Here is a 15,064-nt window from a genome sequence, read left to right as displayed (position 1 = left end):
TTATCTTCCTCCTTTGATGACAGTCTGCAGATTGTTGAATTTACCATTTAACCGATCTACTAGACTTTGGTAATAGATTTGGTTCTTCGCAAGCTCTGTCATTTCTTTATCAATATCAACATTGTTGCCATTATGGTTATATGTTGTGTTTTGTTTGGTAACGATTTGGAATGGCTGCTGTGGATTTTCCTGACTAAAGGGAATGTGGCGTGGTTGTGTTTGCTTTGCCTGAAAAGACACGTTTAATTCCTCATCGAAAACACGCTTAAATGTAACATCCTTTGTTTTATATCCCGGCGTGTCGACATTTGCAATATTATTTGAGATAACCCGATTTTTAGCGGAAGCAAAATCAAGTGACCCTTCTAGCGTTTGGATGGTGCCACTAAAAAGATTCATTTGTTACCCCCCCTCTTTAAAAGATTGACGGACACTATCTATTGTTCTTATACGAACATTTTAATCCAAACAGACTACAAAGTCCATCATAATTCGACACTTTTCGTTTTGTGAAAAAGAATTCATTCTAAATATCTAGGACTTTTCCCCTTTTTTTATGCTTATTTTTCCATTTTCTTAGACCATATTTTCTTTTTTGCAGAAAAAAAGACTCAGAAAAACTTTTATAACGTCAGTATAAATTTTGGAAGACCTTGTAAAAAAAACTTCGGCACTCGCTATCGGGCGAGGCTAGGCCCGTGTTTTTTCTAAGCGTGCATGTACTAGATAACCCCCACTGACCAAGGGGCTTAGTTGTCCACGGTAACCAAATCTGTAATTTTTTAGCTATATAAAAAACGACTATCCAATGATAGCCGTTTTTACTATTTTTTATTTGTTTATCTTGAACGAAGCTTTTCCAGCTCAACAAGAAACTTATCATTCAATACCTTAATATACGTACCTTTCATACCGAGGGAGCGTGATTCAATGACCCCTGCGCTTTCAAGTTTTCTTAAGGCGTTGACGATAACAGATCTGGTGATACCTACTCTGTCGGCAATTTTACTTGCGACAAGCAGCCCTTCATTGCCATTCAATTCTTCAAAAATATGATCGATTGCCTCTAATTCACTATATGACAGGGAACTGATCGCCATTTGGACAACAGCTTTACTTCTTGCTTCCAGTTCAATTTCCTCCGATTTTTCATGCAGAATTTCCATACCCACAACGGTTGCACCGTATTCAGCGAGAAGCAGATCATCATCACCAAAGCTGTCCGATAGCCTACTCAGCACTAACGTTCCTAGTCGCTCACCACCGCCGATAATCGGCACAATGGTTGTCAGTCCGTTTTTGAACAATTCACGGTTTTCTTCAGGAAATGCTGTATAGGGGCTGTCAATATCCAAGTTAGCAGTAGTTTCTGTGAAATTGAATAACCCTTGTGTATATCCTTCCGGGAATTGCCTTTCCTCAAGCATTGACTTCATGCGTTCATTTTCAATCTCCTGGTTAATTGCATATCCAAGCAATTTCCCGCGTCTGCTGACAATAAACACATTTCCAGTAATAACATCTCTAAGGGTTGCAGACATGTCATTGAAATTCACAGACTTTCCGGTTGTTTTTTGAAGCATTGCATTAATTTTTCTTGCGCGGTCTAAAAGTTCCATAATTTTGTGTCCTCCGTTTCGTTTCTTTCCATTTAAAGAATAAATTGACTTAGATCTTTATCTTTTACAATGTTACTTAATTTTTTATCAACATAACTATCGGTGATTTCAATTGTTTCCATGTTAACATCGGGCGCCTCAAACGATAAATCTTCCAGTAATTTTTCTAGAATGGTATGAAGCCGCCTCGCACCAATATTGTCTGTTTCCTGGTTTACCTGATAAGCAATTTCTGCCAATCTATTTACAGCTTGGTCAGTAAACACAACATTTATACCTTCTGTTTTTAATAATGCCGAATATTGTTTCAATAACGCATTTGACGGTTCTTTCAGTATTCGCTTGAAGTCATCGACAGCCAGCTTTTCAAGTTCAACCCGAATCGGAAATCTTCCTTGTAGTTCAGGTATTAAATCAGAAGGTTTTGCTGTATGAAATGCTCCTGCTGCAATAAACAGCATGTGATCCGTCTTTACCGGACCGTGTTTGGTAACAATGGTTGATCCTTCGACAATCGGTAGTATATCCCGCTGTACACCTTCACGAGACACGTTTGCGGAATTTTCCTGTTTACCGGCAACTTTGTCAATTTCATCGATAAACAGAATTCCGGTCTGTTCAGCCCTGTTAATTGCTTCTTCAGCTGCCTCTTCCATATCGACAAGCTTTTGGGCCTCCTGCTGTGTCAGCACTTTTCTTGCCTCCGAAACAGGGAGCGTGCGTTTTTTCTTTTTCTTCGGCATGAACTGGCCTAGCGCATCCTGCATATTCATACCCATTTGCTCCATCCCGGACCCCTGCAGCATATCAAACATAGACGGCTGCTGTTCGTCGACTTCAATGGTCACCTGCTGATCTTCCAATTCCCCCAACGCCAGCTGATGTTCCACTCGTTTCCGTTTATTTCGTATTTCCTCATCATTTGTGGATGAATGATTGTCATTTTCATCATCATTCTGTGCAGAAAATAACATTTCAAACGGGTTTTTCACATTATTTTGTTTTTTTGCCTGTGGTACAAGTAGCTGCACCAGCTTTTTATTCGCTTCTTCGCCTGCTTTGTCTTTCACTTCTTCCATTTTCTCTTCCTTAACCATACGTAAAGCCATTTCCACAAGGTCACGAACCATTGATTCCACGTCACGGCCTACATAGCCTACCTCGGTAAACTTCGTCGCTTCCACTTTTGCAAAGGGAGCGTTGACCATACTCGCAAGCCGTCGGGCAATCTCTGTTTTACCTACCCCAGTCGGACCGATCATCAAAATATTTTTCGGTACGATTTCTTCTTTCAGTTTGTCATCTAACTTCATACGACGGTACCTGTTCCGCAAAGCTACGGCTACCGATTTTTTAGCTTCCGGCTGACCTATAATATATTGATCCAGCTTTTCGACTATTTGTTTCGGGGTATAATGAACTCCCATGAACGAAAGCCTCCTAACTAATCAAGAACCTCTAAGGTTATCTGATTATTCGTGTAGACACAAATTTCTCCGGCAATCTCTAAAGCAGACCTGGCGATGTCTCGTGCTGACATATCACTAGAGTGTCTGACCAAGGCCCTGCCGGCACTAAGCGCAAAGTTTCCGCCAGAGCCGATTGCAAGAATGCCATCATCTGACTCAATGACCTCACCGGTCCCGGAAACAAGGAACATTTTATCCTTGTTCATGACAATAAGCATTGCTTCCAATTTGCGAAGAACTTTATCACTGCGCCATTCTTTTGCTAGCTCAACAGCTGATCTGGCAAGATTGCCGTCAAATGATTCAAGTTTGCCTTCAAATTTCTCAAATAGTGTAAATGCATCTGCCACAGATCCGGCAAATCCCGCCAGAACCTGACCATTATATAATGTACGAACTTTTTTAGCCTTGTGTTTCATGATGGTCGCATTTCCAAGGGTTACCTGACCATCCCCACTCATGGCACATTGTCCATTATGCCTGACAGCAAATATTGTCGTTGCATGCATTTCAGCTGTCACGCTCATCACCTCTTTAAAGTTATTAATCAGTTGCCCGCGGATGGCTATTCATATATACGCTGCGCAGGCGATCTTTAGTCACATGTGTATAAATTTGCGTGGACGCTAGATTTTCGTGTCCAAGCAATTCCTGTACCGTCCGGAGGTCAGCACCTTCGTTTAACATATGGGTCGCAAATGTATGCCGCAATTTATGCGGATACACATTGACTGTCAAAGCAGCATTTTCAACCATTTTATTCAGAATAACCCGTATACCCCGGGCTGTCAGCGCACCGCCCCTGTTATTCAAAAAGACAGCATTTGTCGGTGACGTAGCCTTTTGCTGCAATTTATTCCTGCCATCATTTATGTAATTTTCTAATGCGACTTCTGCAAAACGACCAAATGGGATATACCGTTCCTTACTTCCTTTTCCCTTTATAAACATGGTACCGATAGTAAAGTCAATATCAAACAGCTGCATTCGCTGACATTCACTGACGCGAATGCCAGTCGCATAAAGCGTTTCAATGATAGCTTGGTTTCGCTGTCCTATCGGATCGGATAAATCACTTACCTCGAAAAGCTTTTCAAGTTCTTCCATATATAGAAACCCCGGAATTGGCTTCTCCGCCCTCGGAAGGGTCACGTGGAGAAATGGATTGCCACTCACTTGGTTATCCCGCTCAAGAAACCTGAAAAAACTCTTCAGGCTGGAAATTTTACGGGATACAGATCTTCTCCCTAATTTTTTGTTATACAAAGCAGTCAAAAACGACCGGATAACTTTGTAATCAACATTTTGAAGGTCATCAACACTCTCTTGATGCAAGAATTGAAAAAAAGACTCTAAATCATCGGCATAATACGTAATGGTATAGGGCGAAGCATTTTTTTCAATTTGAAGATATTCCATGAATGCCTTGCTTGATGCAGTTAATTGGTCCACATTTTCACCCCGCTAAACAGCGAATAAAGCATACCACAGAAAATAAAACAAAGCAATAAACTTAACAAAATTGTAACAAAATTCTGAAACGACCACAAACTTGTTTGGATTTATAAACTTCAATATCTTTGCCAAAACGATTAAAACGCAGTATGAAGGTGCCTGTCAAGTAAATCACCTTACCAAGGCGCAATTATAACGGTTTCCTTTCCAATAGTCAATCAATAAGAAATAAATTATCAAAAGAGTTTCACAAGTTAAAGGCAGGTATTAACCTCATAGTAACATTATTCCCTAACAAGAAACTTTTCAAACATTTCAGGAACAAAGGAGCAAGCGCCTTTGCAAAATTAGAACCAATCTACTGTGCGGGGCTGGTACTAGTGCGTCCTGTACATCGAATCCGGAGGTGACCTAACATTGCCAATAGAAATTGTATTGATTCATTTTATATATACTTATTTTTTCAAAAAAAAACCGCCCAAGGATTGTGTGGCGGTCAATTCGCTTCACTTTCTCGATAATCACAATTAGTGCATTGTACACGCGATTCTTTTTTCGTTTTCTTTTCGACCATGAGTGATCCACATTTCGGGCAAGGTCTGGAGATAGGTTTATCCCATGATACAAATTCGCATTCCGGATATTGATCACAACCATAAAATTTGCGGTTCTTTTTAGATTTTCGTTCCACAATATCGCCTTTCTTGCAACGCGGACAGGTGACCCCGATTTTCTTCAGGATCGGCTTGGTATTCCGACACTCCGGGAAATTGGAACAAGCCATAAATTTGCCATATCTCCCCATTTTATAAACCATTTCATGCCCGCATTGTTCGCAATCAATTCCGGCTGGCTCATCGCGGATCTCCACCTTTTCCATTTCCTCTTCCGCTTTTTCGAGGCGCTTCCGGAAATCTACGTAAAATTCATCTAAAACATCAATCCATTTAGCTTTCCCTTCTTCTACAGCGTCTAAATCCTCTTCCATTTTAACAGTGAAATCAAGGTCTATAATTTGTGGAAAGAACTCTTTTAAAATATCAATAACAATTTCGCCCAATTCTGTTGGTACAAATCGTTTGTTGTCCAGCTGCACATAGCCCCTACGCTGAACGGTATCCAATGTAGGCGCATAAGTTGAAGGTCGGCCAATCCCTTGTTCTTCCATTGTTCGAACAAGCCTTGCCTCTGTATACCTTGGCGGTGGCTGGGTAAAATGCTGATTTGGTGTAATTTCCTTCGCCTCTACAACCATGCCTTCCGTCAAGTCAGGCAAAAATTTATTATCGTCTTTTTTCTTATCATCTGTTCCTTCTACGTAAACCTTCATAAAACCTTTAAATTTGACTTTTGAACCAGTTGCCCGGAATTCAACCCCATTATTAAATAAATGAACCGTCATCGTGTCCATAACAGCGGGAGCCATTTGACTTGCGAGGAATCGTTCCCAAATCAATTTATAAAGACGGAACTGATCCCTTGACAAAATCGGTTTTAGTGACTTCGGATCCCGCGAGACTGAAGTAGGCCTGACTGCTTCATGGGCATCCTGTGCACCTTCTTGCTGTTTAGATTTTTTGGAAAAACCAAGAAAGTTTTTGCCGTAAGTTTCTTCAATATAGTTTTTTGCTTCCTGTTTTGCGGTGTCTGATATACGTGTCGAGTCCGTACGCATATAAGTGATAAGACCGGTAATTCCCCCGGCTTTCTTTCCCAGATCAATTCCTTCGTACAATTGCTGGGCAACCATCATTGTCTTCTTGGCACGGAAGTTTAGTTTGCGTGCTGCCTCCTGCTGCAAGGAAGATGTTGTAAACGGTTTCGCCGGATTACGTTTACGTTCTCGTTTATTCACCTTATCAACGGAAAATTTCTTCCCGTCCAACTTTTCCGTAACCGCTTTAACATCAGCCTCTGACTTTAGTTTTTGCTTCTTGCCGTCCACACCATAAAACGATCCTTCAAAGCTCTCTGAATCCTTATGAAAGTTAGCTTCAATGGACCAGTACTCTTCTGGTTTAAAATTTTGAATTTCCTTTTCTCGGTCAATAATCATTTTTACGGCAACCGACTGTACACGGCCGGCGCTTAACCCCTTTTTCACTTTCTTCCATAGTAGGGGGCTAATATTGTAGCCGACAAGTCTGTCGAGAATCCGCCTTGCCTGCTGTGCATCGACCAAATCATGGTCAATGGAACGCGGATTTTTAAATGATTCCTTAATTGCATCTTTTGTAATTTCATTAAAAACAACACGACATTTGGAATCTTCATCAACATTTAAAGCATATGCCAAATGCCAGGCAATTGCTTCCCCTTCTCTGTCAGGGTCCGCTGCAAGAAATACTTTTTTAGCCTTTTTGGCAGCAGATTTTAAATCTTTTAATACGTCCCCTTTACCACGAATCGTGATATATTTCGGTTTATATTGATTATCCGGATCAACACCCATTTGACTTTTTGGTAAATCTCGGACATGTCCCATGGATGCTTTCACCTTATATTTTTTTCCTAAATAGCGTTCAATCGTTTTCGCCTTTGCCGGCGATTCAACGATCACGAGATAATCTGACATATGTTCTCCTCCCGTATGAGGATCGCATTTTTAATGATAGATATTGCACGTCCTCTTCTTAAATGGAAATCTTCACTAATAGTAAATAGTTACATTTCGTTTGTCAACTATGGTATGTGCTTGCCAAAGTTCATATGACCCAATATGATTCCATTGCCTGCCATTCATCTGTAATATCTTCCGGATTCTGCACCAGTTTCGCCCCATCCTGAATCATTTTATTACATCCTTTAGCGTATGTGGCCATTGGTGACCCCGGAAGCGCATACACGTCTCTTCCCTGATCAAGTGCCTGATCCACTGTGATTAACGTACCGCTACGTTCGGTAGCTTCAATAACAAACGTACCAAATGACAATCCACTGATGATTCGATTTCGTTCAGGAAAATGAAATCTTTCCGGCGGGGTATTCGGAGCGTATTCGGATAGCACTAATCCTTTGGTGGCAATTCGCCTGAACAGTTGGACGTTCTGTCTCGGATAAATATAATTAAAACCGCTGCCCAACACAGCAATTGTTTTACCATCGTGATTTACTGCAAGATGATGTGCATAGCTGTCAATTCCTTTCGCCATCCCACTGACGATAATCCACCCTTGTTTAACTAACGGCAGTACAAATTCTCTCATCTTGGGCATTGCTTCCTGTGATGGTCTCCTCGTACCTATCACACTTAACATAGGTTGCTGTGTCAATAAATTTAAATCCCCTAATGCATATAACACTAATGGCGCATCTTTAATAGTTTTTAACACAGGCGGATAGGTATCGTCAACTACTGTTATAATCCGACAGTATTTCGAGTCATGTTGAATTTGCGTTTTCACTTTGGAATTACGGAGTTCTGCATAAAACAGGGAGGCTTTCTTAAGTGGCAATGAAAAGTGTTGGTTAATGGCAGAAGGTGTAAGTTTATAAATACTTTCCAATGTAGGGTCATAGCGAATAAATTGACGTATAGTCCTACGAGTAACGCCACGGCATCGGGAGATATGAATCAATCGCTTACGGGTTTTTTCCAACTGATCACTTCCTTTTAAAAATATATGTTAACGGTTAAAATAATAATCTTAAGTACGTGTCCAAAACGAAGAAAATATTATAACAGAAACCCGAAAGCACCCCTCCCGAGTTTCTGCTTTTAACAATCAATTAGTGTGTTTTACACTTCTCCTCTAGACCATTTTCTTTTAGAGCGTTAATCATCGTTTCACCGATTTCTGCTGGTGTATCAGCTGTCTTAATTCCACATTCATTCATCGTACGGATTTTTTCTTCAGCCGTTCCTTTACCACCTGAAATGATTGCACCAGCATGGCCCATCCGTTTTCCCGGAGGTGCCGTTGCTCCACCGATAAAGCCGACAACCGGTTTGTTCATGTTTGCCTTCACCCATTCAGCTGCCTCTTCTTCAGCCGTACCGCCGATTTCGCCAATCATGACAACAGCTTCTGTTTCGGGATCTTCATTGAAAGCTTGCAGTGTATCAATAAAGTCTGTGCCATTGACAGGGTCGCCGCCAATACCAACAGCAGTTGTCTGGCCATAACCAGCTTCTGATAGCTGATGTACGGCTTCATACGTCAATGTACCGGAACGAGAGACGACACCGATGTGTCCTTTTTTATGGATATATCCTGGCATAATACCGATTTTACACTCATCAGCAGTGATAACACCCGGGCAGTTCGGACCGACAAGCCGCGTTTTCTTACCTTCCATGGCGCGTTTCACTTTAACCATGTCCATTACCGGAATATGTTCGGTAATACAGATAACCAAATCCAGTTCAGCATCAACCGCCTCCAGAATCGCATCAGCAGCTGCTGGCGCTGGAACATAAACAACAGATGCATTGGCACCAGTTGCATCAACGGCTTCCTGTACCGTATTGTATACTGGAACACCTTCGACTTCTGTTCCACCTTTTTTCGGTGTAACACCGCCAACTACTTTCGTACCATATTCAAGCATTTGTTTCGTATGGAATTTGGCTGTTCCGCCAGTGATTCCCTGGACAATAACTTTTGTATCTTTATTGACATATACACTCATTTTCGTCCGTCCTTTCTACATATGATCTATCCGATAAGCTATCCTGCAGTTTGAAAATTTTCATATTCAGTTCGGCTCCACGCGATTTGAGTGAGCATTCTCTAACCTGACCTCAATGATCACGAAACGGACGCCTCTTCGTTATTTTTTTACTGCGGATACAATCTTCTCTGCGCCGTCAGCCATGGACCCAGCAGATGTGATGTTCAGACCTGACTCGTCCAAAATTTGCTTGCCTAATTCAACATTCGTTCCTTCCAGGCGTACAACAAGTGGAATATCAAGCCCTACTTGTTTCGTTGCTTCTACAACACCTTCTGCGATGACATCACATTTCATGATTCCGCCGAAAATGTTGACAAAAATTCCTTTTACATTTGAATCGGACAAAATGATTTTGAATGCTTCGGTAACTTTTTCCGCTGTCGCACCACCGCCAACGTCAAGGAAGTTAGCAGGCTCGCCGCCATAATGTTTAATAATATCCATCGTTGACATTGCCAGTCCTGCACCATTGACCATGCAGCCAATATTGCCGTCAAGCGCAACATAACTTAAGTCATATTTGGATGCTTCAATTTCTTTTTCATCTTCTTCCTCCACGTCTCGCAATTCGGCGATGTCTCTATGGCGGAACAAGGCGTTGTCATCAAAATTCAGTTTAGCATCAAGTGCCATTACTTCCCCATCACCAGTTGTTACAAGCGGGTTAATTTCGGCAATAGAACAATCTTTTTCCACAAATACGTTATAAAGTCCAATCATGAATTTAGCCGCTTTGCCGATTAATTCGTCCGGAATATTGATATTAAACGCCAATCTGCGTGCTTGATAACCAGAGAGTCCGACAACCGGATCAATTACTTCTTTAAAGATTTTTTCTGGTGTCTCTGCAGCTACTTCCTCGATTTCCGTTCCACCTTCCTCTGATGCCATCATGACAACACGAGATGTGGCACGGTCAAGTACAAGGCCCACATAATATTCGTTTTTAATATCGCTACCTTCCTCAATCAGTAGGCGTTTCACTTCTTTACCTTCAGGACCAGTCTGATGCGTCACTAGATTTTTGCCTAAAATTTCATTCGCATATGTACGCACTTCATCCGAATTTTTGGCAATTTTAACACCGCCGGCTTTACCCCGACCGCCGGCATTGATTTGCGCTTTTACAACAGTAACGCTACCGTTCAGTTTATTGGCGGCTTCAACTGCTTCGTCAACCGTATATGCCACATGCCCATTCGGAACACTTACGCCTGATTCGCGCAAGATATCTTTGCCTTGATACTCATGAATGTTCATAATTTATCCTCCCATCAAAATTCACTGCATTCCTATTGTATAAAAAAACTAGTATTTGCACAAGAAATAGAGATTAAGCAAGTTGGTATGAAGTGTGATACGATAACGGTGTTCATTTTCACTTACGTCAGTCACTTCCTGGAGTCACTAGATACTATGTGAGAAAAGATGGCTTATTTATTTCCCAGATGCTGATCTGTCCTATATACAAAGGCAAACACCTCAGCAACAGCCTGATAGAGTTCCTCTGGTATGGTTTCGTTAATATTTAACTCGGCCAACAGTTCCACCAACGATTCATCCTCCTGTATAGGAACATGGTGCGCTTTTGCCCGTTGAATCATATCGCTAGCAATCAAGCCTTTCCCTGATGCGGCAACGCTTGGCGCCCGGTCACGATCCCGATTGTACCGCATCGCCACAGCTTTCTTTCGTTTAATTGTCATATGCGATAGTCCACTCCTTGATATGATTTTGAGTACGCTGTCTTTACGCGGGCGCTATCCAATTGATTTTTTTCATTTATTGGTTGGAACGTAAGTGTGGAAAGTTGATAATCAAGGTGTTTTAGCCCTTCCTTTAACTTTGGTTTAAGACTAGTCGACTGTTTTCGCAAGTCCTCGTGATCATTGTATATCGTTACTATAACAGCTCGTTTCTGAATATGCATATCAACAATCGTTTCTTTTAAGTTAGTAAGTTCAAGATAAAACAAAATACGGCAGGAATCGGTGCTGATTGTACCGTTATCGGTTTTATTTCCTGTAAATTGCATATCCATATCGCTAGACAGCCCTAATTTCGCTCCAGGCAGCTGCAAATGTGCCTGTAGAACATTTGCTGTTTCTTGAACCGAGTGCAACTGCATACCGTTGAGGAAATGCAGGAGCTTTCGCGATTGTTCTTGGGCAGCGCCATCGCCTTGCTGGAGAAATTGCAGCAACATAGATTTAATCGTATGCTGCTCCTTCATCCTGTTGGTAGCAAGCACATTTTCATCGTTCAGTCCGGTGAATTGAAGCACTTGCCGTACGTGATTTAACAATTGTTCCTTTGGTGATGCAAACAAAAAGGAATCCTCAGGTTTGCCTAAGGAAGGTTCAAGCATTTGTTGTAATTGGTGCATTAGTTTTTGGTGCAGATTGCTCGGATTAGGATTACGTCTTAACTGATTGAGTAACAATGTCATTTGCTCGGTCATGCCGGTAGAGCGGACAGAGTCCATTGCTTGGTAAATAGATCTTGTGATAGGTAAGTCAGCTGCAAACATGTATCTTATGATTTGCTGTGTCTGCTGTGTGCTTTTAGATTCATTCAATAACCGGAAAGCCCCTTGCAATTGTTCTTTGGTAAATGGAATCTTTTCCTTGTTAAGTGTCTGCACGAGGTCCGCATGCGACTTTGATGCCTTGAACCCAAGCTGTTTAAGCAATTCCATCTCGTCTCCAGCACCCTGTTTTGGTAGTTGTCCACCAATAACACGTAAATGAATTAATTCATCTGACGGCTGTACCTGAAAGTGGTACCTTCCACCAACTGTTAAAGATGCCTCGAGTTGGGCAATCATTTTCCTAGAACCTAGTTGGATTTGCGCAGTTTGATTTGCGTATAACTTCATAATCTTACCTTGAACAATTTGACCGGGCTGTAAAGCTTGTGGCGTGCTTCGAGATACTCGATTTCCTGGCAATTGCTGCACACGCATGCAGACACCCCCCTGATCTACTAGCTGATAGCATTGCGTACTGGTGTAAATGATTTCCGATGATAAGGGGAAATACCCTGTTCAGCGAGCATGTTTAGATGCTGTTTCGTCCCATAACCCATATTAGACGAAAAACCATACGCCGGGTATTGCTCATGTAACTCCTTCATGAAATGGTCCCTAGTAACTTTTGCTAAAATACTCGCAGCAGCAATGGATACGCTTTCCTGATCCCCTTTAGTTATTGCCTCGGACGTACACGACAATCTTTCAAGTGACACTGCATCAGTCAGGATATGTTCCGGGGCCGGATCCAGTTGTTGAACTGCATCATACATAGCTAGTTTCGTAGCTTCATAGATATTGATTTCATCGATTTTTTGATTATCAATTACCGAAACACCGTAACTAACAGCTTCATTTTTGATAATGGTGAAATATTTTTCGCGCGTCTGTTCATTCAATTGTTTAGAATCATTCAACCCCAGCAATTTAAAATCACGCGGCAAAATAACAGCCGCAGCGACAACCGGACCTGCCAGCGGACCACGGCCTGCTTCATCTATCCCAGCTATAAAGTCACAACCATTTGCATAATGTTTTTGTTCGTACCGGGACATGCGGAGAAAATTGTCTTCCAATGCTTTTTCCTTTAATTTTTTCTGCTCATACCGTTCAATGAGCTTTTGTACCCCTTTACGCTCATCTGATTTAAGTTGATTTATGTATGTTTCATTCAATTCATCGGCTTCAAATAACTGTTTTAATACTGCTATCGACTGTTGTTCCAATTTATCACCTGCGTTTTATGTTAATATCGGCCCTCTGCTTATAACTATAAAGTAAAATAAACCAACACAATGATACCAAAAAACAGGTATCAACTCTACTATGATTACATTAAAACACCTCCACGGCAGATTTTTTCATCTACTGCGGAGGCGTTTCCAATGTCATCTCACCAAGCTTCCCTGTCCTGAGGTCACGGATAACCAAATCAGCTACTTTATCAAAATTGACGTTGCCACCACTTTCTAATGCACCGCGCTGCTTGCCAATAGAAACAAATATGTCCCACATGTCTTCTGCATCTCGACCAATTCCATAACGCTCTTCCAACTGGTCCGGATAGTATTGTTGCACATACTGAATGACAAATGCGACAACATCATCCAGCGGCAGGAGCTGATCTTTAATAGTGCCAATGGCTGCCAGCCGGTAACCAACGATTTCTTCCTCAAACTTCGGCCATAAAATCCCCGGGGTATCAAGCAGTTCAAAGTCGCCTTTAACTTTGATCCATTGCTGCTGCTTAGTCACGCCCGGCTTATCACCAATCTGAGCGATTTTTTTATTGGCTAGACGATTAATTAACGTCGACTTACCCACATTCGGGATACCAAGAATCATGGCCCGAGCAGCCCGCGGATTAATACCTTTTTTCCGCAACTTATCCATTTTTTCTTTGCTCATCTGGTTCGCTGTTTGTATCACACGTTTTATATCGGCTTTATCGTTCACATTAATGGCAACAGCCTTCATTCCCTGATCATGGAAGTAAGCAAGCCAATCAGCCGTTATCTCGGCATCTGCAAGATCTTTTTTCATCATGACAATCATTTTTGGCTTTTGCTGTAAGACGTCTTGAAGCATTGGGTTTTGTGAGGAGTAAGGGGCACGTGCATCAACAAGCTCCACCGCAAAATCAACTAACTTCAGCTTCTCTTCCACTTCACGCTTTGCTTTTGCCATATGTCCCGGAAACCATTGTATCGTCAACATCAATCATCCTAATCATCATGTATTATTTGAATTCGATCGAGTGGCCAGTAGATGAAACTGGTTTTCCCCACAATCTTATCCATGGAAACAAGCCCTAACATCCGACTGTCTGTAGAATTATTTCGATTATCCCCAAGTACCAGCACATAACCCTCCGGAATCGTTTCGTATTCGCCAGGAAGATCCTCAAGCTGAAAATCGCCCGTCAATGTTTGGTAGGAATGCATGTCTTCTTTTCGTTCCTGTAAAAAAGGTTCCTTCACTTTTTTACCGTCAATATGTAATACATCATTTTTTACTGACACGTGTTCTCCTGGCAATCCAATTACACGTTTAATGAAATCTTTTTTTTCAGAAGCATGGAATACAACGATATCAAATCGGTCAGGATTCTGGATATCGTAAATGAATTTGTTGACAATCATTTGATCGCCATTATGTAAAGTTGGCATCATCGATGGACCGTCAACAACAATCGGGGTAAAAAAGAACATCCGGATGATAAAAGCTATACCGAAAGCAATTAATAACGCTTTAATCCAATCAAACCATTCGCTTTTCTTCTTTTTCTCCATATATACCCACCGCCTGCAACAATATATGTATAGCTTATCTCTTCTGTATAAGTTTATTATAACATGTTGTTCAGATATGTATTTAAATTATGAATTCAAAAGCAAAAAGGAGCTTGAATATTACAAGCCCCTTTCTTAACAATCTCTATTTGCGGATTAGCGACGTTCTTTAATACGCGCTGCTTTTCCGCGCAGATTACGAAGATAATAAAGTTTCGCACGCCGAACAATACCACGACGAGAAACATCAATTTTCGCAATGCGAGGTGAATGCAGCGGGAATGTACGCTCGATACCGATACCGTAAGAAATTTTTCTTACCGTAAATGTTTCACTGATTCCGCCACCCTGACGTTTGATGACAACACCTTCAAACACCTGGATACGTTCACGGCTACCTTCAACAACTTTAACGTGAACTTTCAACGTGTCACCTGGGCGGAACTCAGGATGATCGGTACGAAGTTGATCCTTTGTCACTTCTTCAATAATGTTTTGCATCCTGCTTCACTCCTTCCAAAC

15 protein-coding genes are annotated in these 15,064 nt (G+C 41.5%); all 15 read right to left on the bottom strand.

The window, feature by feature from the left end; genetic code table 11:
• Positions 1 to 399, bottom strand: a complete 399-nt coding sequence (gene flgB / locus FFL34_RS16795) for a flagellar basal body rod protein FlgB (protein ID WP_138604463.1) — start codon at positions 397 to 399, stop codon at positions 1 to 3.
• A 440-nt stretch (positions 400 to 839) separates the two neighbouring features.
• Positions 840 to 1,619 carry a GTP-sensing pleiotropic transcriptional regulator CodY gene (codY, locus tag FFL34_RS16790; protein ID WP_138604462.1) on the bottom strand — a complete coding sequence of 260 codons (780 nt, stop codon included), beginning with the start codon at positions 1,617 to 1,619 and terminating at the stop codon, positions 840 to 842.
• 32 nt (positions 1,620 to 1,651) lie between these two features.
• Positions 1,652 to 3,046: an HslU--HslV peptidase ATPase subunit gene (gene hslU, locus FFL34_RS16785; RefSeq protein ID WP_138604461.1), complete on the bottom strand. Its 1,395-nt coding sequence runs from the start codon at positions 3,044 to 3,046 to the stop codon at positions 1,652 to 1,654.
• A 17-nt stretch (positions 3,047 to 3,063) separates the two neighbouring features.
• Positions 3,064 to 3,609 (bottom strand): ATP-dependent protease subunit HslV, encoded by a 546-nt coding sequence (hslV, locus tag FFL34_RS16780; RefSeq protein WP_138604460.1) that lies wholly within the window; start codon positions 3,607 to 3,609, stop codon positions 3,064 to 3,066.
• Positions 3,610 to 3,631: 22 nt separating this feature from the next.
• A complete protein-coding gene (gene xerC, locus FFL34_RS16775) occupies positions 3,632 to 4,540 on the bottom strand; it encodes a tyrosine recombinase XerC (RefSeq protein ID WP_138604459.1) in 909 nt (302 codons plus the stop codon).
• 499 nt (positions 4,541 to 5,039) lie between these two features.
• Complete coding sequence (gene topA, locus FFL34_RS16770) at positions 5,040 to 7,118, bottom strand: type I DNA topoisomerase (RefSeq protein ID WP_138604458.1); 2,079 nt, start codon at positions 7,116 to 7,118, stop codon at positions 5,040 to 5,042.
• 130 nt (positions 7,119 to 7,248) lie between these two features.
• The gene (gene dprA / locus FFL34_RS16765) at positions 7,249 to 8,142 is read right to left on the bottom strand and encodes a DNA-processing protein DprA (protein ID WP_138604457.1); all 894 of its coding nucleotides are present in this window, start codon (positions 8,140 to 8,142) and stop codon (positions 7,249 to 7,251) included.
• A gap of 130 nt (positions 8,143 to 8,272) precedes the next feature.
• Positions 8,273 to 9,175, bottom strand: coding sequence for a succinate--CoA ligase subunit alpha (gene sucD / locus FFL34_RS16760; RefSeq protein WP_138604456.1), 903 nt, complete (start codon positions 9,173 to 9,175; stop codon positions 8,273 to 8,275).
• 141 nt (positions 9,176 to 9,316) lie between these two features.
• Positions 9,317 to 10,480 (bottom strand): ADP-forming succinate--CoA ligase subunit beta, encoded by a 1,164-nt coding sequence (gene sucC / locus FFL34_RS16755; protein WP_138604455.1) that lies wholly within the window; start codon positions 10,478 to 10,480, stop codon positions 9,317 to 9,319.
• Positions 10,481 to 10,653: 173 nt separating this feature from the next.
• Positions 10,654 to 10,926 carry an EscU/YscU/HrcU family type III secretion system export apparatus switch protein gene (locus FFL34_RS16750; RefSeq protein WP_138604454.1) on the bottom strand — a complete coding sequence of 91 codons (273 nt, stop codon included), beginning with the start codon at positions 10,924 to 10,926 and terminating at the stop codon, positions 10,654 to 10,656.
• Positions 10,923 to 12,185: a hypothetical protein gene (locus FFL34_RS16745; RefSeq protein WP_138604453.1), complete on the bottom strand. Its 1,263-nt coding sequence runs from the start codon at positions 12,183 to 12,185 to the stop codon at positions 10,923 to 10,925. Before FFL34_RS16745 ends, FFL34_RS16750 begins: the two co-directional genes overlap by 4 nt.
• Before the next feature lie 20 nt (positions 12,186 to 12,205).
• Positions 12,206 to 12,976 (bottom strand): ribonuclease HII, encoded by a 771-nt coding sequence (locus FFL34_RS16740; RefSeq protein ID WP_138604452.1) that lies wholly within the window; start codon positions 12,974 to 12,976, stop codon positions 12,206 to 12,208.
• 139 nt (positions 12,977 to 13,115) lie between these two features.
• Positions 13,116 to 13,964 (bottom strand): ribosome biogenesis GTPase YlqF, encoded by an 849-nt coding sequence (gene ylqF, locus FFL34_RS16735; protein ID WP_138604451.1) that lies wholly within the window; start codon positions 13,962 to 13,964, stop codon positions 13,116 to 13,118.
• A gap of 11 nt (positions 13,965 to 13,975) precedes the next feature.
• Positions 13,976 to 14,542, bottom strand: coding sequence for a signal peptidase I (gene lepB / locus FFL34_RS16730; protein ID WP_138604450.1), 567 nt, complete (start codon positions 14,540 to 14,542; stop codon positions 13,976 to 13,978).
• 156 nt (positions 14,543 to 14,698) lie between these two features.
• Positions 14,699 to 15,043 (bottom strand): 50S ribosomal protein L19, encoded by a 345-nt coding sequence (gene rplS / locus FFL34_RS16725; RefSeq protein ID WP_138604449.1) that lies wholly within the window; start codon positions 15,041 to 15,043, stop codon positions 14,699 to 14,701.
• Between the last annotated feature and the right edge of the window lie 21 nt (positions 15,044 to 15,064).

It is taken from the genome of Lentibacillus cibarius, from assembly GCF_005887555.1.
GTDB lineage: Bacteria > Bacillota > Bacilli > Bacillales > Amphibacillaceae > Lentibacillus > Lentibacillus cibarius.
This window is presented reverse-complemented; position numbering and strand designations above follow the sequence as displayed.